The 24,933-nt window shown below is 66.4% G+C and carries 26 protein-coding genes; 9 read left to right on the top strand and 17 right to left on the bottom strand.

Annotation, left to right across the window (positions count from 1 at the left end; genetic code table 11):
- Nucleotides 1–186 precede the first annotated feature (186 nt).
- The 4 genes from ASG27_RS08835 to ASG27_RS08820 form a co-directional block, all read right to left on the bottom strand.
- Complete coding sequence (locus ASG27_RS08835; RefSeq protein WP_235504012.1) at nucleotides 187–996, bottom strand: DUF3025 domain-containing protein; 810 nt, start codon at nucleotides 994–996, stop codon at nucleotides 187–189.
- Nucleotides 981–2,033: a dihydroorotase gene (gene pyrC, locus ASG27_RS08830; protein WP_056416657.1), complete on the bottom strand. Its 1,053-nt coding sequence runs from the start codon at nucleotides 2,031–2,033 to the stop codon at nucleotides 981–983. The genes ASG27_RS08835 and pyrC overlap by 16 nt, the downstream gene beginning before the upstream one ends.
- Before the next feature lie 139 nt (nucleotides 2,034–2,172).
- Nucleotides 2,173–3,183 (bottom strand): Bug family tripartite tricarboxylate transporter substrate binding protein, encoded by a 1,011-nt coding sequence (locus ASG27_RS08825; protein ID WP_056163889.1) that lies wholly within the window; start codon nucleotides 3,181–3,183, stop codon nucleotides 2,173–2,175.
- Between the two features lie 102 nt (nucleotides 3,184–3,285).
- Nucleotides 3,286–4,455 (bottom strand): M20 family metallopeptidase, encoded by a 1,170-nt coding sequence (locus ASG27_RS08820; protein ID WP_056416565.1) that lies wholly within the window; start codon nucleotides 4,453–4,455, stop codon nucleotides 3,286–3,288.
- Nucleotides 4,456–4,557: 102 nt separating this feature from the next.
- On the opposite strand from ASG27_RS08820, the gene ASG27_RS08815 reads away from it, so the two are divergent.
- On the top strand, nucleotides 4,558–5,478 hold the full coding sequence (locus ASG27_RS08815; protein WP_056416568.1) for a MurR/RpiR family transcriptional regulator: 921 nt from the start codon (nucleotides 4,558–4,560) through the stop codon (nucleotides 5,476–5,478).
- Between the two features lie 133 nt (nucleotides 5,479–5,611).
- Here the strand turns inward: ASG27_RS08815 and ASG27_RS08810 are convergent, their stop codons facing one another.
- From ASG27_RS08810 to ASG27_RS08785, 6 genes are all read right to left on the bottom strand, one after another.
- Complete coding sequence (locus tag ASG27_RS08810) at nucleotides 5,612–6,349, bottom strand: amino acid ABC transporter ATP-binding protein (protein WP_056416571.1); 738 nt, start codon at nucleotides 6,347–6,349, stop codon at nucleotides 5,612–5,614.
- Nucleotides 6,350–6,497: 148 nt separating this feature from the next.
- Nucleotides 6,498–7,163, bottom strand: coding sequence for an amino acid ABC transporter permease (locus ASG27_RS08805; protein WP_056416573.1), 666 nt, complete (start codon nucleotides 7,161–7,163; stop codon nucleotides 6,498–6,500).
- A gap of 1 nt (nucleotide 7,164) precedes the next feature.
- Nucleotides 7,165–7,920: an amino acid ABC transporter permease gene (locus ASG27_RS08800; RefSeq protein WP_056163901.1), complete on the bottom strand. Its 756-nt coding sequence runs from the start codon at nucleotides 7,918–7,920 to the stop codon at nucleotides 7,165–7,167.
- 109 nt (nucleotides 7,921–8,029) lie between these two features.
- Nucleotides 8,030–8,929 (bottom strand): amino acid ABC transporter substrate-binding protein, encoded by a 900-nt coding sequence (locus tag ASG27_RS08795; protein ID WP_056416576.1) that lies wholly within the window; start codon nucleotides 8,927–8,929, stop codon nucleotides 8,030–8,032.
- A gap of 115 nt (nucleotides 8,930–9,044) precedes the next feature.
- Nucleotides 9,045–9,944, bottom strand: a complete 900-nt coding sequence (locus ASG27_RS08790) for an amino acid ABC transporter substrate-binding protein (protein ID WP_056416578.1) — start codon at nucleotides 9,942–9,944, stop codon at nucleotides 9,045–9,047.
- A gap of 173 nt (nucleotides 9,945–10,117) precedes the next feature.
- Nucleotides 10,118–11,050: a LysR family transcriptional regulator gene (locus ASG27_RS08785; protein WP_056163913.1), complete on the bottom strand. Its 933-nt coding sequence runs from the start codon at nucleotides 11,048–11,050 to the stop codon at nucleotides 10,118–10,120.
- Nucleotides 11,051–11,291: 241 nt separating this feature from the next.
- Here ASG27_RS08785 and ASG27_RS08780 point away from each other — a divergent pair, with 241 nt between their 5' ends.
- The 3 genes from ASG27_RS08780 (at nucleotide 11,292) to ASG27_RS08770 (ending at nucleotide 14,271) form a co-directional block, all read left to right on the top strand.
- Entirely contained in the window at nucleotides 11,292–11,858 is a 567-nt protein-coding gene (locus ASG27_RS08780; RefSeq protein WP_056416581.1) for a TRAP transporter small permease, read from the top strand.
- A complete protein-coding gene (locus tag ASG27_RS08775; RefSeq protein WP_056163919.1) occupies nucleotides 11,855–13,153 on the top strand; it encodes a TRAP transporter large permease in 1,299 nt (432 codons plus the stop codon). The genes ASG27_RS08780 and ASG27_RS08775 overlap by 4 nt, the downstream gene beginning before the upstream one ends.
- An 83-nt stretch (nucleotides 13,154–13,236) precedes the next feature.
- Nucleotides 13,237–14,271 (top strand): DctP family TRAP transporter solute-binding subunit, encoded by a 1,035-nt coding sequence (locus tag ASG27_RS08770; protein WP_056416584.1) that lies wholly within the window; start codon nucleotides 13,237–13,239, stop codon nucleotides 14,269–14,271.
- 68 nt (nucleotides 14,272–14,339) lie between these two features.
- Here ASG27_RS08770 and ASG27_RS08765 read toward each other — a convergent pair whose 3' ends face one another.
- From ASG27_RS08765 to ASG27_RS08745, 5 genes are all read right to left on the bottom strand, one after another.
- Nucleotides 14,340–14,669: a nucleotide pyrophosphohydrolase gene (locus ASG27_RS08765; RefSeq protein WP_056164135.1), complete on the bottom strand. Its 330-nt coding sequence runs from the start codon at nucleotides 14,667–14,669 to the stop codon at nucleotides 14,340–14,342.
- A 79-nt stretch (nucleotides 14,670–14,748) separates the two neighbouring features.
- Nucleotides 14,749–15,264 (bottom strand): GNAT family N-acetyltransferase, encoded by a 516-nt coding sequence (locus ASG27_RS08760; RefSeq protein WP_056163925.1) that lies wholly within the window; start codon nucleotides 15,262–15,264, stop codon nucleotides 14,749–14,751.
- The gene (locus ASG27_RS08755; RefSeq protein ID WP_056416587.1) at nucleotides 15,261–15,539 is read right to left on the bottom strand and encodes a type II toxin-antitoxin system TacA family antitoxin; all 279 of its coding nucleotides are present in this window, start codon (nucleotides 15,537–15,539) and stop codon (nucleotides 15,261–15,263) included. The genes ASG27_RS08760 and ASG27_RS08755 overlap by 4 nt, the downstream gene beginning before the upstream one ends.
- A 146-nt stretch (nucleotides 15,540–15,685) precedes the next feature.
- A complete protein-coding gene (locus tag ASG27_RS08750; RefSeq protein WP_056416589.1) occupies nucleotides 15,686–16,618 on the bottom strand; it encodes a 2-hydroxyacid dehydrogenase in 933 nt (310 codons plus the stop codon).
- A 188-nt stretch (nucleotides 16,619–16,806) separates the two neighbouring features.
- Nucleotides 16,807–18,639, bottom strand: a complete 1,833-nt coding sequence (locus tag ASG27_RS08745; protein WP_056416592.1) for an ABCB family ABC transporter ATP-binding protein/permease — start codon at nucleotides 18,637–18,639, stop codon at nucleotides 16,807–16,809.
- 45 nt (nucleotides 18,640–18,684) lie between these two features.
- Between ASG27_RS08745 and ASG27_RS08740 the strand changes: the two genes are divergently transcribed.
- Complete coding sequence (locus ASG27_RS08740; protein WP_056416595.1) at nucleotides 18,685–19,122, top strand: acyl-CoA thioesterase; 438 nt, start codon at nucleotides 18,685–18,687, stop codon at nucleotides 19,120–19,122.
- Between the two features lie 229 nt (nucleotides 19,123–19,351).
- Here ASG27_RS08740 and ASG27_RS08735 read toward each other — a convergent pair whose 3' ends face one another.
- Both ASG27_RS08735 and ASG27_RS08730 read right to left on the bottom strand, forming a co-directional pair.
- Nucleotides 19,352–19,930 carry a bactofilin family protein gene (locus ASG27_RS08735; RefSeq protein WP_056416598.1) on the bottom strand — a complete coding sequence of 193 codons (579 nt, stop codon included), beginning with the start codon at nucleotides 19,928–19,930 and terminating at the stop codon, nucleotides 19,352–19,354.
- A 224-nt stretch (nucleotides 19,931–20,154) separates the two neighbouring features.
- A complete protein-coding gene (locus ASG27_RS08730; RefSeq protein WP_056416602.1) occupies nucleotides 20,155–20,655 on the bottom strand; it encodes a thioesterase family protein in 501 nt (166 codons plus the stop codon).
- A gap of 664 nt (nucleotides 20,656–21,319) precedes the next feature.
- Between ASG27_RS08730 and ASG27_RS08725 the strand changes: the two genes are divergently transcribed.
- From ASG27_RS08725 to ASG27_RS08710, 4 genes are read left to right on the top strand one after another with little or no spacing between them, the layout of a single operon-like run.
- Entirely contained in the window at nucleotides 21,320–22,195 is an 876-nt protein-coding gene (locus ASG27_RS08725; protein WP_056163944.1) for a branched-chain amino acid ABC transporter permease, read from the top strand.
- A gap of 4 nt (nucleotides 22,196–22,199) precedes the next feature.
- The gene (locus tag ASG27_RS08720) at nucleotides 22,200–23,276 is read left to right on the top strand and encodes a branched-chain amino acid ABC transporter permease (RefSeq protein WP_056416605.1); all 1,077 of its coding nucleotides are present in this window, start codon (nucleotides 22,200–22,202) and stop codon (nucleotides 23,274–23,276) included.
- On the top strand, nucleotides 23,273–24,112 hold the full coding sequence (locus tag ASG27_RS08715) for an ABC transporter ATP-binding protein (RefSeq protein ID WP_056416607.1): 840 nt from the start codon (nucleotides 23,273–23,275) through the stop codon (nucleotides 24,110–24,112). The genes ASG27_RS08720 and ASG27_RS08715 overlap by 4 nt, the downstream gene beginning before the upstream one ends.
- Nucleotides 24,109–24,930 (top strand): ABC transporter ATP-binding protein, encoded by an 822-nt coding sequence (locus ASG27_RS08710; RefSeq protein WP_056163951.1) that lies wholly within the window; start codon nucleotides 24,109–24,111, stop codon nucleotides 24,928–24,930. The genes ASG27_RS08715 and ASG27_RS08710 overlap by 4 nt, the downstream gene beginning before the upstream one ends.
- Nucleotides 24,931–24,933 lie beyond the last annotated feature (3 nt).

The raw sequence follows: 24,933 nt of genomic DNA, 5'->3' as shown, positions 1-24,933 counted from the left end.
GTGGGGTCTACAACAACAACAGTGTTCGCTGGTCCAGATGGGGGCCGGGGGCGGTGCTTCAAGCGGCACGCCCAGCGTGGAAAGCCGCCTGCACCCCGCGCCGGCCCGCCCATGGCCGCGATTTCATCGCGCTATGGTAGGTGCAAACCCGCGGCGCGACCTTGATCACACAAGCGTTGACGGGAATTACGGCCGGGGCCCGGGGCGCGGCGCTGCCCGAAAGACCTGGGCGTCGGCATAAAAGCCGGGGGCCTCGTTGGCCGGCCACCAGCCCGGCACGCCCAGCACCGGCAGCGGCACGAACGGCTTGGCAGCCCAGGTGTGCGGCTGCACGGCCTGCGCCAGCCAGGCGTCGAGCTCGCCCAGGCCGTCCCCAGCACCGATCACTCCCGAATTGATAGCTACTGGCGCTGGATAGACGTGCGCCACCATGGGTTTTCGGGGTGCTACCAGCTTCTCCAGCAAGGCATGGCCGAACAGCACCAGCCGGGCCTGGGGCCACAGCGGGCGCAGGTCGATGAACAGGCGCTGCCAGTCCCGTGCGCGAAGGGCATCCCACAGCGCATCGGGCGCCTGCAGCACCGCGCCGTTTTCATCGAACACCGTGAGCGCATCGCGCAGCGGCCCGCGCACGGCCTGCACGCCATCGGCCGCGATGGCCTGGGCCTGCAGCTCGTTCAGGCGGCGCTTGGCCTGCGGGAAGTGCAGCCACACCAGGCCGTTGAAGAAGTCGTGCAGGTTGTCGCGGGTGGGTACGCGGCGGGTGTCCCAGATGTACTGCTCGTAGGCCGTGCCCTCGGGCAACTCGGACTGGGCGGCGAACACCACCGGCGCAGCACCGCGCACCGCAGCCTGCAGCGCCTGGCCGACCGGGCTGCCGACCTGCACCTGCTGCGCCACCGGCAGGCCCCTGGCGCGCCACGGCGCCAGCCAGGGAGCGCTCCAGTCGATGGCGCCCGGCAACGTGGGGGTGGGCGGGCTTACACCAGCCGCCACGGCAGCGCTTCACCGGAGCGCAGGGGCTTGAGGTTGGCCTCGCCGAAGACGAAGCTTTCGGGCGGCGTCCAGGATTCGCGGCGCAGGGTGATGGTGCCGGTGTTGCGCGGCAGGCTGTAGAAGTCGGGGCCGTGGAAGCTGGCAAAGCCTTCGAGCTTGTCCAGTGCCCCCGCGTTGTCGAACGCCTCGGCGTACATCTCCATCGCGGCGTGCGCGGTGTAGCAGCCGGCGCAGCCGCTGGCGTGCTCCTTGAGGTGTGCGGGGTGCGGCGCGCTGTCGGTGCCCAGGAAGAACTTGGCAGAGCCGCTGGTGGCGGCCTCCACCAGCGCCACGCGGTGCGTCTCGCGCTTGAGCACGGGCAGGCAGTAGTAGTGCGGGCGCACGCCGCCGACGAAGATCGCGTTGCGGTTGTACAGCAGGTGGTGCGCGGTGATGGTGGCGGCCGTGAAGCGGTCGGATGCCTGCACGTAGTCGGCCGCGTCCTTGGTGGTGATGTGCTCGAAGACGATCTTGAGCTCGGGGAAGTCGCGGCGCAGCGGGATGAGCTGCTGGTCGATGAAGACGGCCTCGCGGTCGAACAGGTCGATGTCGCTGCTGGTGACTTCGCCATGCACCAGCAGCAGGATGCCGGCCTTCTGCATGGCCTCCAGCGTCTTGTAGGTCTTGCGGATGTCGGTCACGCCCGCGTCGCTGTTGGTGGTGGCGCCGGCGGGGTAGAGCTTGCAGGCCACCACGCCCGCGTCCTTGGCGCGCGCGATCTCGTCGGCGGGCAGGTTGTCGGTGAGGTACAGCGTCATCAGCGGCTCGAACTGCACGCCGGCCGGCACGGCGGCCAGGATGCGCTGCTTGTACTCGAGCGCCTGCTGCGCCGTGGTCACGGGCGGGCGCAGGTTCGGCATGATGATCGCGCGGCCGAACTGCGCGGCCGTGTGCGGCACGACGGTCTGCAGCGGCTCGCCGTCGCGCACATGCAGGTGCCAGTCGTCGGGGCGGGTGATGGTGAGGGTTTGAAGGGGGTGGGAAGATGCGGCGGTCATGGCCTGCATTGTCCCATTGCGCGCCACACCCCATTGCACGCTATGCATTTGATAGCTGGTGGCGCTTGCCTACGGTGCGGCAGGCGGTCAAAACCCTTCAAATCGCCTATCACGCACCACCAGTCCTGGCGCCAGCAGGTCACTCCGCCGTGATACCGACCTTGCGCACCACTTCGCCGAACTTCACCAGGCGCTCGGACATCATCTTCTCGAACTGGGCGGGCGTCATCTCTTCCGGCGCGATCACGCCGCGGTCCTTGAGGTTGGCGACCATGGCGGGCGACGTGGCCACCTGCCGCACCGCCTTGAACAGCGTCTGCACCACGGCATCGGGCGTGCCGCCGGGCGCGGCCAGGCCGGTCCAGGACGTGAGGTTGAGCTCTGGGTAGCCCACCTCGGCCAGCGTGGGCACGTCGGGCAGCTGCGGCAGGCGCTGGTCGGACGCCACGGCGAGGGCGCGCACCTTGCCCGCCTGGACGTGGGGCAGCATGATGACCAGGTTGTCCAGGATGAACTGCACCTCGTTGGCCAGCACCGCCGTGATCAGTGGCGTGCCGCCGCGGTACGGGATGTGCGTGGTGAAGGCGCCGGTCGCGGCCTTGAACATCTCGACGTTGAGCTGGCCCATGCTGCCCACGCCGCCGCTGCCGTAGTTGAGCTTGCCGGGGTTCTTCTTGGCATAGGCCACGAACTCGGCGAACGTCTTGAACGGCAGGCTGCTGTGCACCACCAGTGCGTTGGGCTGGCGGCCCAGGATGGCGATGTTCTCGAAGTCCTTGACCGGGTCGTAGCCCACCTTGGGCTGGGTCAGCGGGTTGGCCAGGTGGCTGCTTTGCGACGACACGACCAGCGTGTAGCCATCGGGCTTGGCACGCGCCACGTACAGCGCACCCACCGAGCCGCCCGCGCCGGCACGGTTCTCCACCACGATGGGCACGCCCAGCACCTTGGACAGGGGCTCGGAATACTGGCGCGCCATGATGTCCACCGACCCGCCGGGCGGGAACGGCACCACGAGCGTGATCGGGCGCGAAGGGTATTTCTCGTCGGCCTGCACGGCCAGTGGTGCCAGGCCGGTCATGGCCGCCAGGCCCAGCGCCAGGCTGGCGGAAAGAACGCGACGGCGGGGAGTTTGCGAGGCAAAAGACATGGGTCTACTTTCAGGAAACTGGGATGGAGATGGAGCGTCGGCGCAGCGGCATCGGCGGACCTGTGCTGACTTGTACGGACAAGCGGATGGGCGCGGAATGGTTCAGGGGTGGTCGAGCACCGCCAGCGCCACGGCCTGCGCGCGCGGCACGAAGGTCGACAGCTCGCAGTACTCGCGCTCGGTGTGCGGGTGGCCGCCCACGGGGCCGGTGCCGCACAGCGTGGGCGCGCCCACCGATGCGGTCAGGCCGCTGTCGGCCGCGCCCCCGGTGAACTCGCCCTGCACCTCGAAGCCCAACGACAGCGCGCCGCGCTGGTACAGCGCCAGCAGCGCGTCGGGCGTGGGCTTCATGGGCAACGTGCGGCGCGATTCGGTGATGCGGCCCTGGGTGCGCGGCACGGACTCTTCCTCGACGATGGCGCGCACCTTCTGAAGCAGTGCCTCCGGATCGGTGTCGGAGGTGAAGCGCAGGTCCACCTCGGCCTTGGCATGCGGGGCCACCATGTTGGGCACGATGCCGCCGTGCACCACGCCCACGTTGACGGTGGTGCCCGTGGCGGGGTCGGTCAGCGCGTGCAGTGCCAATATCTTGCGGGCCAGGGCCTCGATGGCGCTCGCGCCCGCCGCGTGGTTGATGCCGGCGTGGGCGGCGACGCCCTCCACCTCGAACTCCACCACCATCGAGCCCTTGCGGCTCGTCACCAGGTTGCCGCTGACGCGGCCGGGCTCGGCATTGAGCACCGCCTTGACGCCGCGCGCCTGGGCCATGATGCGCTCGCGCGTGACGGGCGAGCCGATCTCCTCGTCGCACGAAAAGAACAGCTGCAGCGGCCCTTTGAGCCCGCCGCAGCGCGCAAAGGCCTCGGCCACGAACACGTTCATCACCAGGCCCGACTTCATGTCGGCCACGCCGGGGCCGTAGGCACGGCCGTCCTCCACACGAAACGGGCGCCGCGCCACGGTGCCGACAGGAAACACGGTGTCCATGTGGCCCATGAGCACGATGGGCGGGCCGTCGGCGGCGCCGGGAACGTGGGCGTGCAGCAGCACGCCATAGCCCGGCACGGGCTCGAACCGCACGGCCACGCCGGCGGCCTCCAGCCGCCCCCGCAGGGCGATGGCCACCGCTGTCACACCTGGCTCGTCGCGGCTGCCGCTGTCGATGTTCACGACTTTCTGCAACAGATCTTGCATGGCTTGGGATTGGCCGGCCAGCCAGTCCAGAATGCGCTGGCGCACCGCCAAGCCTTGGTTTTCAAGGGTATCCTGCATCTCAATCCTCAGGTTTTGCCCCGGAGTCGGGGCGCGAATCTGGGTTGAAGTGTTGCATGCGGCGTTCATGTTTGCAATACGTTTTTCACAAAAGAGACATCAATGAAATCATCATTGCAAACATCCACAGGCCTGCTGACCGAGCGCCTGGCGCGGCAGAGCGCAGAGCTGACCGCCAGCGAACGCGCCCTGGCCGAGGCCCTGGGGCGCGACTACCCGCACGCGCTGCTCGAGTCGGCCACAGCCCTGGCCGCGCGCAATGGCACCAGCGCGTCGACCGTGGTGCGGCTGTTCGCCAAGCTGGGCTACGCCAGCTATGCCGAGGCCCAGCGCGAGGCGCGCGGCGAAGTCACCGCCCTGCTGCAGACGGCCGGCCAGCGCGCCCCGGTGACCATCGGCACCGAGCGCAGCCTGCCGCAGTGCGTGGACGATGCTTTGCTGCACGACCAGCACAACATCACCGCCACCCGCGACAGCCTGGACATGGCGGCTTTCGAAGCGATGGCCCGGCGCATCGCTCAGACCGAGGGGCGGATCTTCGTGCTGGCGCAGATCAACAGCGCCCCCGTGGCCGCGTGGCTGGCGCTGCACCTGAACATGTGCCGCCCGGGCGTGCACGAACTGGGTGCCGGTGCGGTGGCCGCCACCGACCAGCTGCTGTGGGTGCAGCCCGAGGACACGCTGCTCGTCTTCAGCATCCGCCGCTACGCCAGCGGGCCGGTGAAGGTGGCCCAGCGCTTTCGCGACGCGGGCGCGCAGGTGCTGGCCATCACCGACAGCCCGGCCGCCCCGCTGGCGGCGCTGGCGCGGCACCTCGTGCAGGTGCGCACGTCCAACGCATCGCCGTTCGATTCATACACCGCCGCGTTCTTCGTCTGCAATGCCCTGGTCTCGGCCGTCGCGCAGCTTCGCCATGCCCAGGTGTCCGAGGCGCTCAAGCGCAGGGACACGCTGTGGAAGGATGTGGAGGACCAGCAGCTCATCGTGGCCGAGCAGCCGGTGCGCAGGATGTCACGCAAGTAGCGGGAAAGCGCAAGCGCGCGCCCACTGCCGTTGGCGGACAGGTGCGGCGCTCAAAACAAAGGCGCCCGAAGGCGCCTTTGTGGAATCCACCGCATCGCACCCGAAGGGCTGCGATGCAATGCGGGCGCACCGGTCAGTGCGCCAGGATCTTGTTGAGGAAGTCCTTCGTGCGGGGCTGGCGGGCGTCCGGGTTGTTGAAGAAGTCGTCCTTGGAGCAGTCCTCCAGGATCTTGCCGCCCACGTCCATGAAGATCACGCGGTTGCTCACCTTGCGGGCGAAGCCCATCTCGTGGGTCACGCACATCATGGTCATGCCTTCGTTGGCCAGGCCCACCATCACGTCCAGCACTTCGCCGACCATTTCGGGGTCGAGCGCGGACGTGGGTTCGTCGAACAGCATCACGATGGGGTCCATCGACAGCGCACGGGCAATGGCCACGCGCTGCTGCTGGCCGCCCGACAGCTGGCCCGGAAACTTGTCCTTGTGTGCCATCAGGCCCACGCGTTCAAGCATCTTGAGGCCACGCTTCTTGGCGTCGTCCGCACTGCGGCCCAGCACCTTGACCTGCGCGATCGTCAGGTTCTCCGTCACCGACAGGTGGGGGAACAGCTCGAAATGCTGGAACACCATGCCCACGCGGCTGCGCAGCTTGGGCAGGTCCGTCTTGGGGTCGTGCAGGCGGATGCCATCGACCGTGATCTCGCCCTTCTGGAAGGGCTCCAGCGCGTTGATGGTCTTGATCAGCGTGGACTTGCCCGAGCCCGACGGGCCGCACACCACCACCACTTCACCCTTGTTGATGGTGGCCGAGCATTCGTTGAGCACCTGCACGGGGCCATACCACTTGGATACGTTCTTGAGTTCGATCATTTCTTTCTCCAATCTCTTCTCTCGTCACTGGTTCAGGGCGCCGCGCATGGGGCCGATCCGGCCCCATGCGACGATGCCGTGGAACTGGCTTTGCCAGCCCACTGGCGTCGTCCCGCTCGGGGGAAGGCGCCGAAGGCGACTCAGGGGGCTACCGAATAATGGCGATCTTCTTGTGCAGGCGCTTGACCATCCAGGACAGCGCGTAGCACATCACAAAGTACAGGACGGCAGCCGCCAGGTAAGCCTCGATGGGGCGGCCGAAGTTCTTGCCGGCCACTTCGAAGCCCTTGAGCATGTCGTAAGCACCGATGGCGTAGACCAGCGACGTGTCCTGGAACAGGATGATGGTCTGCGTGAGCAGCACCGGCAGCATGTTGCGGAACGCCTGCGGCAGCACCACGAGCTTCATGTTCTGGCCATACGTCATGCCCAGCGCCTGGCCGGCATGCACCTGGCCGCGCGGGATGGACTGGATGCCCGCCCGCATGATCTCGCTGAAGTAAGCGGCCTCGAAGGCGATGAAGGTGATGATGGCCGACACCTCGGCGCCGATGGGTCGTCCGATGATGGCAGGCACCAAGAGGAAGAACCACAGGATCACCATCACCAGCGGAATGGAGCGCATGCCGTTGACGTAGATAGTGGCGGGCACATCCAGCCACTTCTTGCCCGACAGGCGCATCAGCGCCAGCAGGGTCCCGAAGAACACGCCACCGACGGTGGCGACAGCCGTGAGCAACAGGCTGAAGTACAGCCCCTTGAGCACGAAGTTGGAGATCAGGTCCCAGTTGTAGAAGGAAAGGTCGAGATTCATATCAGTGACCTCCGCCGCCGCTGGCCACGACCATACCGGGGATGCGCACGCGTTTTTCGATGAACGCCATGATCCGGTTGATCGCGAATGCCGACATGACGTAGAGCGCCGTCACAGCCAGGTACACCTCGATGCCGCGCGAAGTCTCTTCCTGCGCCTGCATGGCGAACATCGTGAGTTCGGCCACCGACACGGCGAACGCCACCGACGAGTTCTTGAAGATGTTCATCGTCTCGCTGGTGAGCGGCGGGATGATGATGCGAAACGCCATGGGCAGCAGCACATAGCGGTAGGTCTGGAAGGTGGTGAAGCCCACCGCCATGCCCGCATAGCGCTGGCCGCGCGGCAGTGTCTGGATGCCCGAACGCACTTGCTCGGCGATACGCGCCGAGGTGAAGAAGCCCAGGGCCAGCACCACGAGTGCGAAGCCGGGAACGCCTCGGAGCACCGGGAACAGGCTCGGCAGGACGTGGTACCAGAGGAAGATCTGGACCAGCAGCGGAATATTGCGAAACAGCTCGACCCAGGCGTTGCCCAGCCGAACGATCATCGGCCGGTCCTGCAAGGTCCGCAGCGTGCCGATGAAAGAACCCAACACAAGCGCCAGCACCAGGGCCAGCAACGAAACAGATACCGTCCAGCCCCAGGCCGACAGCATCCAGTCCAGGTACGTGATGTCGCCGCCTTTGCCAAAGCAGCTTTGCACGACTTCCCTGTCCATGGTGTCCTGGCAGAACACCTGCCAATCCCAACTCATAGGAGCACCCCTTTAATTCTTGGAAAGGCGTTGGGCTGACCCGCAGGCGCAGCCCAACAAAAAAGCCCCCTCGAACCGGTTGGCCGAAGGGGCACAAGCTCAGCGAAGATTACTTCTTGGCGTAGTCTTCCATGGGCTTGTCGTTAGGCGATGCCCAGGCAGCCTTGGTAGCGTCCGACATCGGCAGGCCGATCTTGGTGTTGGTCGGTGGCACGGGTTGCATGAACCACTTGTCGTACAGCTTGGCCAGCGAGCCGTCGGCGATCTGGCGCTTGATGGAGTCGTCCACAGCCTTCTTGAAGGCGGCGTCGTCCTTGCGCAGCATGCAGGCGATGGGTTCCACCGACAGCACTTCGCCAACGATCTTGTAGTCGGCAGGGTTCTTGGACTTGGAGATGTTGGCAGCCAGGATCGAGCCATCCATCACGAAGGCGTCGGCACGGCCGGTTTCCAGCATCAGGAAGCTGTCGGCGTGGTCCTTGCCGAACACTTCCTTGAAGTCGATGCCACCAGCGCGCTCATGCTTGCGCAGGGTCTGCACCGAAGTGGTGCCCGTGGTCGTAGCCACGGTCTTGCCAGCCAGGTCCTTGATCGAGGCGATGCCGGAGTTGGCCTTCACCACGGTGCGCACTTCTTCCACGTAGGTGGTCACGGCGAACGCCACGTCCTTCTGGCGGGCAGCGTTGTTGGTGGTGGAGCCGCACTCCAGGTCCACGGTACCGTTGGTCACCAGGGGGATGCGGTTTTGCGAGGTCACGGGCTGGTACTTGATGTCCAGCTTGGGCAGGCCCAGTTGCTTTTGAACGTCGTGCAGGACGATTTCACCCATTTCCGTGTGAAAGCCGACGTACTTGCCGTTGCCCAGGGTGTAGGAAAGACCCGAAGACTCCCGCACGCCGAGCGTCACGCTGCCCGAGGCCTTGATCTTGGCCAGGGTATCCGTGGCTTGCGCAAAGGCGCTACCTGCAGCGAGGGCGGTCACAGCAACCGCGAGCAAATGCTTCTTCATGAGAATCTCCTTGTATGTGAAGCGAAAGGACAGAGGGGAATTTTAGGGCTCCGCACAGGCCGGGGTGGCCGGCAGGCAGAGCATTCCGGAAAGGGTACTCAACCAGGATTGTTAGTCAGAACGGAACCTGGTCAGTAGGGTATTTCCAGAAGTCCCGCAGCAAATAGCTGACGGGAAGGTTCAGCACCGTGCCGGTCGGGGGGATCGGCTTGTTGAACCACTTGTCATAAACGGGGTAGATGTCGCGGCTGGTGATCATGCGGCGCATTTCCTCATCCACCAGCTTCTTGAATTCGGGGTCGTTCTTGGGCAGCATGATCGCCAGGGGTTCGGTGGTCATGAACCGGCCCACCACCTTGAGCGCCTTGGGGTCCGGCCGGCCCGCGGCCAGGCCGTACAGCAGCACGTCGTCCATCACGAAGGCATCGGCCTCGCCCTTTTCGACCATGTCCACCGCCTTGGCGTGGTCGGGCGCCTCCACGATGGTGATGCCCATCAGGCGCTCCCGGTTGGCCTGGTCGGCGGCCTTGAGCGGCGTGGTGCCCTTGGTGGACACCAGCTTCTTGCCGTTGAGGTCTTCCACCTTGTCGATCGGGCTCATGGCCTTGACCAGCAGGCGCGCACCGGTGATGAAATGGGGGATGGTGAACGCCACTTTCTGGCGCCGCTCGGCGTTGTTGGTGGTGGAGCCGCACTCCATGTCCGCCTTGCCTTCTTCGATCATCGCGATGCGGTTGGCGGACGTGACGGCCACGAACTCCACTTCCATGTCCTTCTTGCCGGTCTTCTTGCGCACTACATCGGCCAGGCGCAGGCACAGGTCCACCGCATAGCCCACGGGCTTGCCGGTCTTGGAATCCACGTACGAGAAGGGGACGGACGAGTCGCGGTGGGCGATCACCAGCTTGCCGCCGGCGCTGATCCGCTCCAGGACGGTGGCAGCCTGCACGGGCAGCGCCAGCGCGCAGCACAGGCCTGCAAGGCCTGCGGCGAATCCCCATTGCTGTACTTTCATGCGATGCCCCGTTGAGTGAATGAACCGGATCTGCAATCTTCGTGCCATCTAGCGCTTGACACGTTCTGCAGTGCCCGACCCAGCGATGGCGCGAACTGTACGTGTCGTTACCATGAAACTCCAATGCCGTTTGCGGGCGCAACTATGCAAAGTGTTTATATCCGTAGTTACCCTTAGCATGACCCTGCCTGCGCCTGGAGGTAGGTCCACAGCGCCTGGGCCGTGCTCTTGGGCGCCTCTTTGCCGCCCGGCTTTTCGCGGTAGGCCCGCACGTCCATGGTCATCTGCAGGCCGTCGGTGTCCGGCGGGGCCGCGCTCACCAGGCGCCGGGCGCGCAGTTCCTTCTTCACCGCGCTGTGCGGCAGGAAGGCCACGCCGTGGCCTTCGAGCGCCATGGCCTTGAGGCCCTCGGCCATGTCGGTCTCGTACACGCGGTCCAGGTGGATGGGGGTGCCGGACTCCTTGAGGATGAGTTCCGTCACCCGCCCCAGGTAGGCACCGGGCGCGTAGCCCAGGTACGGCAGGGGCTGGCCCGAGCGGCCCGGCAGGCGGTGCAGCGGCTGGCCGTCGGCATCGGCCTTGCTGTAGGGGGAGATCACCTCCTGGCCCAGGCTGACCATCTCGTAGCGGTCGGCATCGAGCTGAAACGGCTGCGACGGGTGGTGGTAGGCGATCAGCAGGTCGCAGCCACCCTCCACCAGGCGCATGACGGCGTCGTGCACGTTCAGCGCGATGAGCCGGCTCTTGAACGGGCCGAACTTGTCGGCCAGGCTCGATACCCAGGCGGGGAAGAACGTGAACGCCAGCGTGTGCGGCACCGCGAACTCGATCATGTCCTTGCCGGCACTGGTGTGCGCCCGCAGCATGGCCCGGGTGTTCTGCAGGGCCTGCAGCATTTCCAGCGCCTGGTCGTACAGGGTCTTGCCGGCCGGCGTCAGGCGGGTGGGATAGGAACTGCGGTCCACCAGATCGGTGCCTGCCCAGGCCTCCAGCGCCTGTATGCGCCGCGAAAAGGCGGGCTGCGTTACATGCCGGAGCTGGGCGGAGCGGCTGAAGCTGCGCGTTTCCGCAAGACTGACGAAATCTTCAAGCCACTTGGTTTCCATCGGCACATTATCGGCGCGGGGCCCGGCCAGCGCAGTGCGGGGATATGAGGGTTTACCTAGCGCTTACCGCGCGCACCATTGGTGTGCACACTTAGCAACACATCGCATAATACCGAGCAGCGCCCACCGCGCCTGTTTGCCCTCGGGGCATGCCGCCAGCCCCTGGTGCACAACACTGCCGGGCAGAGCCATCGACCAGCATTCGCCTGTTTGTTCTCCTCCACCCCTGCTCCCCGCTCCAATGTCCTCCTCTTTTCCTCCGGGGGCCAAGGCCCCCGACGCGGCACCCGTGGCTGCCGAGAGCCCCGAATCCGAGCCGCGCTCCCTGCGGCTGGAAGACTGGCTCACCGTCATCGTGATGGCGGCGCTGGCGCTCATCACCTTCGCCAACGTGCTGGTGCGCTACTTCACCAATTCGTCCTTTGCCTGGACGGAAGAGATCTCGGTCTTTCTGATGATCGTGCTGGCCCTGGTGGCCGGCTCGGCTGCGGTGGCGCGTGACCAGCACATCCGCATCGAGTACTTCGCAGAAGGCGGCTCGGCAATGCGCAGCAAGCGCCTGGCCCAGCTGGGCGCCATCTGCGTGGCCGTGCTGTTCGGGCTGATCGCGGTGTTGAGCGTGCGCGTGGTGTGGGACGACTACCGCTTTGGCGAGACCTCGCCCGGCATCGGCGTTCCGCAGTGGTGGTATTCCATCTGGCTGCCGGTGCTCTCCACGCTGATCGCGGCCCGCGCCGTGGGCCTGCTGGTGCGCCGCAACCGCGAAGCGCGCCGTTCCGACGCCGCCGCCCAGGACGCCCAGCCATGATCGCCACGCTCCTGTTCGTGGCCTTTCTGGGCCTGATGTTCGTGGGCGTGCCGATTGGCGCCGCCCTGGGCCTGGCAGGCGCCGCCGCCATCGCCCTGGCCAATGCCGACAGCCAGTGGTTCGGCCTGCTGGCCGTGCCGCAGAACTTCTACGCGGGCCTGGGCAAGTACCCGCTGCTGGCCATCCCGATGTTCGTGCTGGTGGGCTCCATCTTCGACCGCTCGGGCGTAGCGCTGCGCCTCGTGAACTTCGCCGTATCAATAGTCGGGCGCGGCCCGGGCATGCTGCCGCTGGTGGCCATTGCGGTGGCCATGTTCCTCGGGGGCATCTCGGGCTCGGGCCCGGCCAACGCCGCCGCCGTGGGGGGCGTGATGATCGCCGCCATGTCGCGCGCGGGCTACCCGCCCTCGTTCTCGGCCAGCGTGGTCGGCGCGGCAGCGGCCACCGACATCCTGATCCCGCCCTCGGTCGCGTTCATCATCTACTCGGTGCTGGTGCCGGGCGCTTCGGTACCGGCGCTGTTCGCAGCCGGCATGATCCCCGGCATCCTGGCCGGTATCGCACTCATCGTGCCGGCCGTGTGGATGGCCCGCAAGCACAAGATGGGCGCGCTGGAGGCCACCATGCCCCGCCCCCCGTTCTGGAAGAGCCTGCGCGAGGCCACCTGGGGCCTGGCCGCACCGGTGCTGATCCTGGGCGGCATGCGCGCCGGCTGGTTCACGCCCACAGAAGCCGCCGTGGTGGCCGTGTTCTACGGCCTGTTCGTGGGCATGGTGATCCACCGCACGATCAAGGTGCGCGACCTGTTCCCCATCCTGCGCGAGTCGGGCGAGCTGTCGGCGGTGATCCTCATCGTGGTGTCGCTGGCGGGCATCTTTGCATATTCGCTGTCCACGCTGGGCGTGATCGACCCGGTGGCCAACGCCATCGTGAACTCGGGCCTGGGCGAGTACGGCGTGCTGGCGCTGCTCATCGTGCTGCTGATCACCGTGGGCATGTTCCTCGACGGCATTTCGATCTTCTTGATCTTCGTGCCGCTGCTCTTGCCCATCATGCAGTTCTACAAGTGGGACCCGGTCTGGTTCGGCGTGATCCTGACCCTGAAGGTGGCCCTGGGCCAGTTCACCCCGCCGCTGGCGGTGAACCTCATGGTCTCGTGCCGCATCGCGGGCGTGCGCATGGAGTCGACCGTGCGCTGGGTGGGCTGGATGCTGCTCGCCATGTTCCTCGTGATGGTGCTGGTGATCGCCTTCCCGCAGCTGGCGCTGTGGCTGCCCGCCAAGCTGGGCTACTGACCGACTGACCGCCGTACCGACGCATTGCATTGACTGACTGACTGACGCATTGACCCATCGATTTCTACAAGGAGACTGACACCATGAAACTGCGCACCTTCCTGACCTCGGCCGTGGCCGCCGCAGCGGCCCTGGCCTTCACGGCCCCTGCCGCCATCGCACAGACCGCCTACAAGAGCGAGTACCGCATGTCGCTGGTGCTGGGCACCGCCTTCCCCTGGGGCAAGGGCGGCGAACTGTGGGCCAACAAGGTTCGCGAGCGCACCAGCGGCCGCATCAACATCAAGCTGTACCCCGGCGTCTCGCTGATCCAGGGCGACCAGACGCGCGAATTCTCCGCACTGCGCCAGGGCGTGATCGACATGGCCGTGGGCTCCACCATCAACTGGTCGCCCCAGGTCAAGCAACTGAACCTGTTCTCGCTGCCCTTCCTGTTCCCCGACTACGCGGCGGTGGACGCGGTGACGCAGGGCGACGTGGGCAAGCAGATCTTCGCCACGCTGGACAAGGCCAGCGTGGTGCCGCTCGCCTGGGGCGAGAACGGCTACCGCGAAATCTCCAACTCCAAGAAGGCCATCAAGACGCCCGAGGACCTCAAGGGCCTGAAGATCCGCGTGGTGGGCTCGCCCCTGTTCCTGGACACCTTCACCGCGCTGGGCGCCAACCCCACGCAAATGAGCTGGGCCGACGCACAGCCCGCCTTTGCCAGCGGCGCCGTGGACGGCCAGGAGAACCCCATCGCCGTCTACATGGCCGCCAAGCTGCACACCGTGGCGCAAAAGCACGTGACGATGTGGGGCTACGTGAACGACCCGCTGATCTTCGTGGTCAACAAGGACATCTGGGCCTCCTGGACCCCTGCCGACCGCGAAATCGTCAAGCAGGCCGCCATCGACGCCGGCAAGGAAGAGATCGCCATCGCACGCAAGGGCATGGTCGAGGCCGACAAGCCCCTGCTCAAGGACATCGCCGCCAACGGCGTGACCGTGACGCAACTGTCCCCCGCCGAGCGCGTAGCTTTCGTGAAGGTCACACGCCCGGTGTACGACAAGTGGAGGGGCCAGATCGGCGCCGACCTGGTGACGTCGGCCGAGAAGGCGATTGCGGCGCGCAAGTAAGCTGACGCTATCAAAAAAGGAGCTGCTGGCGCTTGTCTATCAAGCGGTAGCAGCTCTTTTTTCGTGTGTCACAGGTTGGGGGCTTTGGGTGGAGGGTGTTTCACCGCGTTCTTCGCCAGCTTGCGCTCCACCGCAGCGTGCAGGTCCACGCCCGCGTGGTCGGCGATCTGCAGCAGGTACAGCAGCACGTCGGCCACCTCGTCGGCGATGGGCTCAGTGAGCGCCGGGTCGTCGCGCGCGGCCAGGGACTGCTCGGGCGTCATCCACTGGAAGATCTCGGCCAGCTCGGCCGCCTCCACCATCAGCGCCATCGACAGGTTCTTGGGTGTGTGGAACGGCTGCCAGTTGCGCTCGGCAGCGAACTCTCGCAACCGGGTTTGCAGGGCTTTCAGGTCCATGGTGCTTCTCTCTTCCAGCTCATTGGCTGACTTTTCATCGCCATCAAGGCTGGCTGCATCTGCTGCTGATTGCTCGTCCTCATGCAGCACCATCCGCAGCCGCCACCGATGCCGCGATGTCCGCCATGGACCGAAACAGCACCAGCGGGTCGTCGCGTGAAGCGATGAAGCCCCGCCGCGTCCAGAATGCGGCGGCACCCTCATCCACAGCGTGAACGACCAGAGCACGGCCACCGATGAGCTGGGCCGCTGCCACGCTGCGCTGCAAGGCATGCTTGACCAAGCCTGTACCCACGCCCTGCCCGGCCCAGCGGCTGTCGGTGGCCAGTTGCCCCAATAGCAGGCAGGGCACCGGATCGGGCGGCTGGCCGGTGCGGACGGAGCGCGGCAGTTGCACGGGCAGCACCGCCGTGGGCGACAGGCCGTAGAAACCCACCACGCGGCCCTGCACATGCACGACGACCACGGCCGTGAAGCCCTTTTGCTGGTTGGACAGCGCGCGGGTGTGCAGCCACCGGTCGAGCGCGGGGTGGCCGCACGAGAACGACGACACCTCGTGCTGGGCCGTCAGGGCCTGCGGCCCTTCGATCTTCACAGGGTGCGTTCCCAGGGCGCGGTGCGCTGCAGCGTCTGCACCATCTCCGGCACGGGCGTACCGGGCTCGGCGAGCACGGACAGAAAGGCCTCGAAGCCCTCGGGACTCATGCGGATGGGCAGGGCTTCGAGCAACGCTTCTTCCGCAGCCCGCACGGCGGCATCGCGCATGAACTCGGTGCGCGACCGACCGCGCAGCGCGGCGGCGCGGTCGATGATGGCCAGGTCGCCGGTGGCCAGGCGCAACGACAGGGGATGAACGGTGAGGGCAGTCATGCGCACATTGTAGCCATGTAGCGCAAATAGCACTACACGGAAAAACGCGCCTACGACCCCTTCACCGCGACGCCCAGTTCACCAGCCACCGCTCTAGTTGCCCAGGTGCATGGTGAATCACGGCCAGATATCCATCTGGCCGTAATTCAGATCGGCGACACCGGCGCCTCGCCCGCCAGGTGCCGGCGCGCGTTCTCCAGGAAGCGGTCCACCGACGCCTGCACCGCCTCGGGCGACCAGCCGGCGACGTGGGGGGTGAGCACCACGGTGTCCAGGCCGGTCAGTTCGGCCGGCGGCGCAGGCTCGCTCTCGTACACGTCCAGGCCCGCGCCTGCGATGGTGCCATCGCGCAGCGCCTGAGCCAGCGCGGCGGTGTCGATGACGCTGCCGCGCGCGATGTTGACCACATGGCCGCCCGGGCCCAAAGCCCGCAGCACCTGCGCATCGACCAGATGCTGCGTGCCCGCGCCGCCGGGCGTGGCCACGATCAGAAAATCCGCCCACCCGGCGAGCGCCGCCACGTCGGCGAAGTAACGGTAGGCCACATCGCTGCGCGCACTGCGGTTGTGGTAGCCCACCTCCATCTCGAAGCCCAGCGCGCGCTGGGCGATCTTCTTGCCGATGGTGCCCAGGCCGATGATGCCCAGCCGCTTGTGCGACACGTTGGGCGGCAGCGGCAGCGCCGTGCGCCACACGCCCTGGCGCGTGAGGCCGTCCAGCCTGGGGATGCCACGCACGGTGGCGATCAGCAGCCCGAACGCATGGTCGGCCACGCAGTCGTCATTGGTGCCCGCGCCGTTGGCCACCACGATGCCACGCGCCTTGGCATGCGCCACCGCGATGTTCTCGTAGCCCGCGCCCAGCGCGCAGATCAGCGACACCTGCGGCAGCGCATCGATCTGCGCCGCGGACAGGCCCGTGGCGCCGATGGTCAGCACCACCGCGATGCGCGCGCCATGCCCGGCTATCGCCGCCGCAGCCTGCGCCGCGTCGGGCGCATAGATCACCTCGAACGACTGCGCCATCTGGGCGCGGTGTTCTTCGGACAGGAACATGAGGGCAAGCAGGACAGGTTTCATGGGAGCGGAAGGAACAGGATGAACGAGGAACCGAAAACAACGGAACAAAACAAGGGACGCCACAGAGGCAGGCAACGTCAGTCACCCCACCGACGCATGCAACAAGCACGGCCCCACCAGCGCCACCGTGGAACCGGCTCTGCCGGGCCACCGGTGGCGTCCCCCTCAGGGGGATAGCGCGAAGCGCTTCAGGGGGAGCTCTCATTCTGCAGTGCCCACATGCTCGAATACCGCCCGCGCTGCGACAGCAGCTGCGCATGCGTGCCGCGCTCGATGATGCGGCCCGACTCCATGACCAGGATCTCGTGCGCGTCCACCACGGTGGACAGGCGGTGCGCGATCACCAGCGTGGTCTTGTTCTGCGCCACGCTCTGCAGCTCGGCCTGGATGGCGCGCTCGTTGGCCGAGTCCAGCGCCGAGGTGGCCTCGTCGAAGATGAGGATGGGCGGGTTCTTGAGCAGCGTGCGCGCGATGGCCACGCGCTGCTTTTCGCCACCCGACAGCTTGAGCCCGCGCTCGCCCACCATGGTGCCGTAGCCCTTGGGCGCGCTGGCGATGAAGTCGTGGATGCGCGCCGAGCGGGCCGCGGCCTCGACCTCGTCCTGCGTGGCGCCCGGGCGGCCGTAGGCGATGTTGTAAGCCACGGTGTCGTTGAAGAGCACGGTGTCCTGCGGCACGATGCCGATGGCCTGGCGCACGCTGGCCTGTGTCACGCCGCGGATCTCCTGGCCGGCGATGGTGATGCGGCCCTGCTGGATGTCATAGAAGCGGAACAGCAGCCGCGCCAGCGTGCTCTTGCCCGAGCCCGACGGCCCCACCACCGCCACCGTCTTGCCGGCCGGGATCTCGAAACTCACGCCGTGCAGGATGGTGCGGCCGCCCTGGGGGTCGTAGGCGAAGTGCACGTCCTCGAAGCGCACCGTGGGCTGGTCCAGCCCTGCCAGGGGCTGCGCGCCGGGGGCATCGGCCACCTCGCGCTCGCGGTCGAGCAAGGTGAACATCTTGTCCAGGTCGGTCAGGTTCTGCTTGATCTCGCGGTAGATCACGCCCAGGAAGTTGAGCGGGATGTACAGCTGGATCATGTAGGCGTTGACCATGACCAGGTCGCCCAGCGTCATGGTGCCCGCCGCCACGCCCTGCGTGGCACGCCACAGCATGGCCACCAGGCCCACCGCGATGATGAGCTGCTGGCCGGTGTTGAGCAGCGACAGCGTGAACTGCGCCTTGATGCGCGATCGGCGGTAGCGGTCCAGGCTCTCGTCGTAGCGCCGCGCCTCGAAGCCCTCGTTGTTGAAGTACTTGACCGTCTCGTAGTTCAGCAGCGAATCCACCGCCTTGGTGTGTGCGGCCGAATCGAGCTCGTTGGCCTCGCGCCGGTACTTGGTACGCCATTCGGTCACCGTCACGGTGAACAGGATGTACAGGCCCAGCGCGCACAGCGTGATCCACGCGAACCAGGCGTCGAACTTCACGGCCAGGATGGTGAGCACCAGCACCACCTCGATCAGCGTGGGCACGATGCTGTAGAGCGAGTACGAGATCAGCGACTCGATGCCCTTCACGCCGCGCTCGATGTCGCGCGTCATGCCACCGGTCTGCCGCTCCAGATGAAAGCGCAGGCTCAGCGCATGCAGGTGCTCGAACGTGGCCAGCGCAATGCTGCGCGTGGCGCCCTGCGTGGCGCGCGAGAACACCAGTTCGCGCAGCTCGGTGAACAGCGAGGTGGACAGGCGCAGCAGCCCGTAGGCCACCAGCAGGCCCACCGGCACCACCAGCACCGCCGTGGGGTCGCCGGGCTTGATGCTCATCGCATCGACCAAGTTCTTGAGCAACAGCGGCACGCTCACGTTGGCCACCTTGGCCCCCACCATGAACAGCAGGGCCGCGAGCACGCGCCACTTGTACTGCCACAGGTAGGGGAACAGGCGGGAGAGCGTGGACCAGTCGGACTGCGTGGAGGCCGCCGCGGCGGCGCCCGGGGGCGTGGGGAGGGGGGAGGTGGATTCGCCGGTGCGGCGCATGGGGGACAATTCCGGTTGTTTTTTTATCTACCCGGGATTTTGCCCATGTCTGCCATCTTCAGCCCACCACCCGCCGCATTGCCCACAGACAAGGAGCTGGTGCTCAAGGTCATCCCCATGCCCGCGGACTGCAACGCCAACGGCGACATCTTCGGCGGCTGGGTGATGGCGCAGGTGGATCTGGCGGGCTCCGTGCTGCCCGCGCGCTACGTGCAGGGCCGCATGGCCACGGTGGCGGTCAACGAATTCATCTTCAAGCAGCCCGTGCGGGTGGGCGACATCCTGTCGTTCTGCTCGGCCATCACGCGCGTGGGTAACACCTCGATCACGGTCGAGGTGGAGGTGTACGCCGAGCGTTTTGCCGAACAGGGCCGGTATGTGAAGGTGACCGAGGCCCGCCTGACCTACGTGGCCATCGACGAACAAGGCCGCCCGCGGTCCGTGCCCAAGCTCACGCAGCCGCCTGCGGCAGCGGAGCAATAGCCACACGGATGCTACTGGGGCAGCGCTGGGTCATCGCAGCGCTGGGGCACCACCGGGGCCGGCACCTGGCAACCCTGCGCATCGGGCCCCCAGGCGCGCGGCGCAGGGGCACAGGCGCCAATCAAAAAGCACCCGTTGCGATGAACGCCAGCCCATTGGCTGGGCCATCGCGGGTGCCTGGATGGGTGGTTGCCTTGCGGGGTGGAATGCCGCCAAGGCGGCGCGGCGATCAGGCCGCCATGGCAGTGGGCTCAGCCCGCAGGGGCGCGGATGCGGTGCGCTGCGCGCTCGACGACGATGATGCGCCGCTGGCAAAACCGGCTTCGATCTCGCCCGCCAGCTGGCCGCCCTCTTCCACCACGAGCTTGCCGTAGCGGATCTTGCCGTTGACCTTGCCCGTGCTGTAGATCACGAGCTTCTGGCGCACGGTCAGCGTGCCGTTGAACTCGCCATGGATCTCGGCGATGTCGATCTCGGCCGAGCCGCGAAAGGCGCCGTTCTCGGAGATCTGGATCACGCGCGAATCCATGGTGGCCTCGACCGTGCCTTCGACCACGAGCGTGTCGCAATCGGTGATCTCCACGCCCTTGAGCTTGATGTTGGGGCCCACCGTGAGCTTGCTGCCCGTGGTGTCGGTGGGCGACTTGGCCGCAGAGCCCGACAGCGCCTGCGCATTGAGCCCGCTGGTCGCCGCCGTGCCCGTCAGGCCGGCGGAGGTGGAGGGGGTCGGTGTGGAAGTGGTGGCGCTGTGGCGGGGTTGGAACGATTCGGGTTCACGCTTGCCAAAGAAGGGGTTTTGCACGGCCATCAGATCTCCTTGAAAAGAAGTCATCGTAGGGACCGTGTGTAGGGAAAGATGCCTTCGTTACGCAAGAACGGTAACCAAACGGTTCTCTCGTTGCATGCACTTGCAAGGCTTGCGGGATCACACATTCGGCGGTGAACGCTGCGCCGGGTTGAACTTTAGGCATTGCAGCGCTGGAGCCAAGCCACCCGATCGCGCCCTCCCCCTGCTGGCGAGCGCGCAGCCCGCTACGACACGATGTACGCAGCCGCTCCCGCCGACATGATCTCGCCGTCCGGCCCCAGGAATTCCATGCGGGTGCTGGCCACGCGCGAGCCCAGGCGCAGCACGTTGGCGCGCAGCTCGAAATGGCTGCCGATGCCCGGGCGCAGGTAGTCGATGCGCAGGTCGATGGTGCCCAGCTTGGCAAAGCGGTGCAGGCGCTGCTCCGGCGGCTCGTCCATGTGCTTGGCACCGATGGCGGCCATCACGGCCAGGCCGCCCATCGCATCCAGGCCCGCACTGATCACGCCGCCGTGGATGCGGTTGTACGCGTAGTGCCCCACCAGCTCGGGCTTCATGTCGATGCGGCCGGTCACGCCGTCGGGCCTGAGGCTCGTGACCTTCAGGCCCAGCACCTGGTTGAACACGATCTTCTCTTCGAAGATGGCCTTGAGCCCGGTGATGAACTCAGGCTCGAACGCCCGCGGCTCGGCGGCAGAGGGCGTGTTGTGGTTGGTCTTGCTCATGCGGTTCCTGTTCGGCTCCTGTGCGGTGGCGCCAGCGCTTCGTGAAGAGGCCTGCACCGTGGATGCTACTATTTTTATAGCTTCCAGCGCTTGGTGATAAAGCGGTAGCGGCTATTTTTCCTTAAAACTCTCTCTGCGGTACGCCCGCCCCGGTCCTGCAGCGATCGAGCAGGACGGATCGCAACGTCGCGCGCAGCTGAGCGAAGCCGCTTCATGTCACCCACGCGACACGGCACGCCATGAGCGCGCGAGCGATCCCGAGGCCCGCGCCGGTGCGCCACCAGGCCACCCAAGCCTCTCCAGGCCGTCTGCATGGCGCCTGCAGCGCGCCCCGACGCGACCAACACCGCTGACACGCCCGATACCGCGATGGGTGCCCGCCCCGGCAACCCGAGCCCGCCTAGGCCGCAACCCTTATTGCGCCGTGCACCGGGCTGCGTCAATATGCGCCGCGGCCCCCCGCACTCCATGCCCCTGAACGCGCCATCAGGGTTAGCCCCGAGTGCGGTGCGCCCGCAGCACGTGCACCATTATTTATGCAAAGCAATCGCTTTGTATAAATATCTGCCAAGGCCCACGCAGACCAGGACGGACACACCGCATGTCCAAGGCCCTGCGCGTTGCCCCCGTCCGATCTGCGTCAGTCCTCTTCGGGAGAGCCCGTGTGCAATTCGTGCAACTGTTGATCAGTGGTGTCTCCCAGGGGTGCATCTACGGGCTGATCGCGCTGGGCTTCGTGCTGATCTACAAGGCCACCGAAACCGTGAGCTTCGCGCAGGGCGAACTCATGATGCTGGGCGCGTTCTGCGGACTGGCGCTCATGACGGTGCTGGGCTTTCCGTTCTGGGTGGCGGTGATCGCGAGCATCCTGGCCATGGGCCTTTTCGGCACCGTACTCGAGCGCGCCGTCATCCGCCCCATCCTCGGCCAGCCCGCGTTCTCCATCGTCATGCTCACCATCGGCATCGGCTATGTGCTTCGCGGCCTGGTGACGATGATCCCCAACATCGGCACCGAGACCCACACGCTGCCCGTGCCCTACAAGGACATGTCGCTGCGGGTGGGGGCGCTGGTGCTCAACGCCGAGCAACTGGTGGTCATCGGCGCCACCGCCGTGCTGTGCCTGCTGCTGTTCGCGATGTTCCGCTACAGCAAGCTGGGCATTGCGATGCAGGCCTCGTCGCAGAACCAGTTGGCGGCCTACTACATGGGCATCCCCGTGCAGAGGCTCAACGGGCTGGCCTGGGGCCTGGCCGCCGCCGTGGCCGCGGTGGCGGGGCTGCTGCTAGCGCCCATCACCTTCGTGCACGCCAACATGGGGATGATCGGCCTCAAGGCCTTTCCGGCGGCCGTGGTGGGCGGCTTCGGCAGCCTGCCGGGCGCCATCGTGGGAGGGCTGGTCATCGGTATCGTCGAATCGCTGTCGGGCTTCTACCTGCCCGACGGCTTCAAGGACACGGCCGCGTACATCGTGGTGCTGATCATGCTGATGGTCAAACCCAACGGTCTGTTCGGCGAAAAATTGAGAAAGAAAGTCTGACACCATGCGCTTTCTTTTCAAGACCTCCTACGAACAAGGCCTGCGCCTGGCAAAACATGGCGGGCATGTCTTCTGGTACAGCCTGCTGGCCGTGGCGCTGGTCGCAGCTCCCTGGGTGGCCCCCGAGTACTGGCTGGCGCAGCTCACCTTCGTGCTGATCTACGCCATCGTGGGCCTGGGGCTCATGCTGCTGGCGGGGTTCACGGGGCTGTTCTCGCTGGGGCATGCGGCCTTCCTCGGCGTGGGGGCGTACACGCAGGCGGTGCTCACGGGCATGGGCTGGCCGTTCGCGCTGTCGCTGGCCTGCGCGGCGGGGCTGTCGGCCGCCGTGGGCGTGGTGGTGGGCCTGCCCGCGCTGCGCGTCAAGGGCATCTACCTGGGCATGGCCACGCTGTCGTTCGGGTTCATCGTCGAAGAGGTGTTCGCGCGGTGGGAATCGGTGACGGGCGGCAACTCCGGCAAGCACCTGGTGCCGCCCGAAATCTGGGGATTCAAGTTCGAATCCACCGAGTCGTTCTACTTTCTGTGTCTCGTGATTGCCGTGGTCAGCACGCTGGCCATCCTGAACCTGCTGCGGTCCTCCACGGGCCGGGCCTTCGTCGCGATCCGCGATTCGGAAATATCGGCGCAGAGCATGGGCATCCACCTGGCGCGGTACAAGACGCTGTCGTTTTCCATCTCGGCGGCCCTCGCCGGCATCGGCGGTGCGCTCTATGCGCACAAGCTGCAGTTCATCTCGCCCGACCAGTTCAACATCCTGCAGTCCATCGACCTGCTGCTGATGATCGTGATCGGTGGGCTCGGGTCGGTGCATGGCGCGTTCCTCGGGGCCATCTTCCTCATCACCATGCCCCAGATGATTTCGCTCAGCAAGGACTGGCTGCCCGCCGCCATCGGCCAGGCGCCTGGGCTGCAGGCCGTGGTTTACGGCGCGGTGCTGATCGCGTTCGTGCTGTTCGAGCCCATGGGCCTGTACGGCCGCTGGCTCAAGGTGCGCACCTGGCTGCAGATGTTCCCGTTCTACCGCAGGGGGATGTTCAAGCGGCAGAAGTCCTTCCAAAAATCGGACAGGCTGAAATGAACGACGACATCCTGCTCACCGCCCAGAACCTCAGCGTGCGCTTTGGCGGCGTGCTGGCGGTCAACAACGTGAGCTTCGACGTGCGCCGGGGCGAGGTGTTCACCCTCATCGGCCCCAATGGCGCCGGCAAGACCACGGTGTTCAACCTCATCAGCCGCATCTACACGCCCACCACCGGCACCATCGCGTACGCGGGCCCGGGCGGTGCCATGCTGCCTTTGACTGACCAGCCGCCGCACAAGGTGGCGGGCCTGGGCATCGCCCGCACCTTCCAGAACATCGAGCTGTTCGAGCATGCGAGCGTGCTGCACAACCTGCTGATCGGTCGCCACACGCGCCGCGAGACCGGCGTGTGGGCAGAGATGTTCTTCACCCGCAAGGTGCGCGACGCCGAGGTGCGAGCCCGCGAGAAGGCCGAGCAGGTCATCGACTTTCTCGACCTGCAGCACTACCGCGACACGCTGGTGGCCGGCCTGCCGTACGGCGTGCGCAAGGTGGTGGAGCTGGCGCGCGCGCTGTGCACCGAGCCCCAGCTGCTGCTGCTCGACGAGCCCTCGTCGGGCCTGAACGTGGAGGAGACCGACGACATGGCTTTTTGGATCCAGGACATCCAGCACGAGCTCGGCATCACCGTGCTGATGGTGGAACACGACATGTCGCTGGTCTCCAAGGTGTCCGACCGCGTGCTGGCCATGAACCAGGGCGAAGTGGTGGCGATGGGCACGCCGCGCGAGGTGCAGTCGCACCCCGGCGTCATCGAGGCCTACCTCGGCACCATCGACGACGTGAGCAACCTGCGCCGCCCGGCCGGTTCCAGCCAGGGGGTGCGGGCATGAGCGCCGTTCTCGCCGTCGACAACGCTGGCACCGCGGCCGTGGCCGACCCCCAACCCCTGCTGAAATTGCAGAACGTGGAGAGCGCCTACGGCCCCATCAAGGCCATCCGCGGCGTGAGCCTGCAGGTGCGGCGCGGGGAGATCGCGGCCGTGCTGGGCAGCAACGGCGCGGGCAAGACCACCATCTTGAAGACCATCAGCGGCATCATCGACCCGCGCAAGGGCACCATCGAATTCCAGGGCCAGGACATCACCGCGCGCGACCCCGCGGCCATCGTGCGCCGCGGCCTCATGCACGTGCCCGAGGGGCGCGAGGTGTTTGCACTGCTGTCGGTGCGCGACAACCTGCTCATGGGCGCCTACACCCGCAGCGACACCGATGCCGTCGCGCGCGACATCGAAACGGTGTACGGCTACTTCCCCATCCTCAAGGAGCGCGCCGCGCAGGACGCTGGCCTGCTGTCGGGCGGGCAGCAGCAGATGCTGGCCATCTCGCGCGCGCTGATGGCCAACCCCGAGCTCATCCTGCTCGACGAGCCCAGCCTGGGCCTGTCGCCCAAGCTCACCAAGGAAATCTTCGAGATCGTGGTGCGCATCAACCGCGAGCGCGGCACCACCATCTTGCTGGTGGAGCAGAACGCCAACATGGCGCTCAACGCCTCGGACTACGGCTACGTGCTGGAGAACGGCCGCATCGTGATGGAAGACAGCTGCGAACGCCTGCGCGAGAAGGACGACATCAAGGAGTTCTACCTGGGCATGAAGGACGAAGGCGTGCGGGGCGAGCGGCGGTGGAAGAAGAAAAAAACCTGGAGATAAGTC

This window comes from Acidovorax sp. Leaf191, from assembly GCF_001424425.1.
GTDB lineage: Bacteria > Pseudomonadota > Gammaproteobacteria > Burkholderiales > Burkholderiaceae_C > Acidovorax.
The sequence above is the reverse complement of the archived record's forward strand: the minus strand, read 5'-3'. Positions and strand labels throughout refer to the sequence as shown.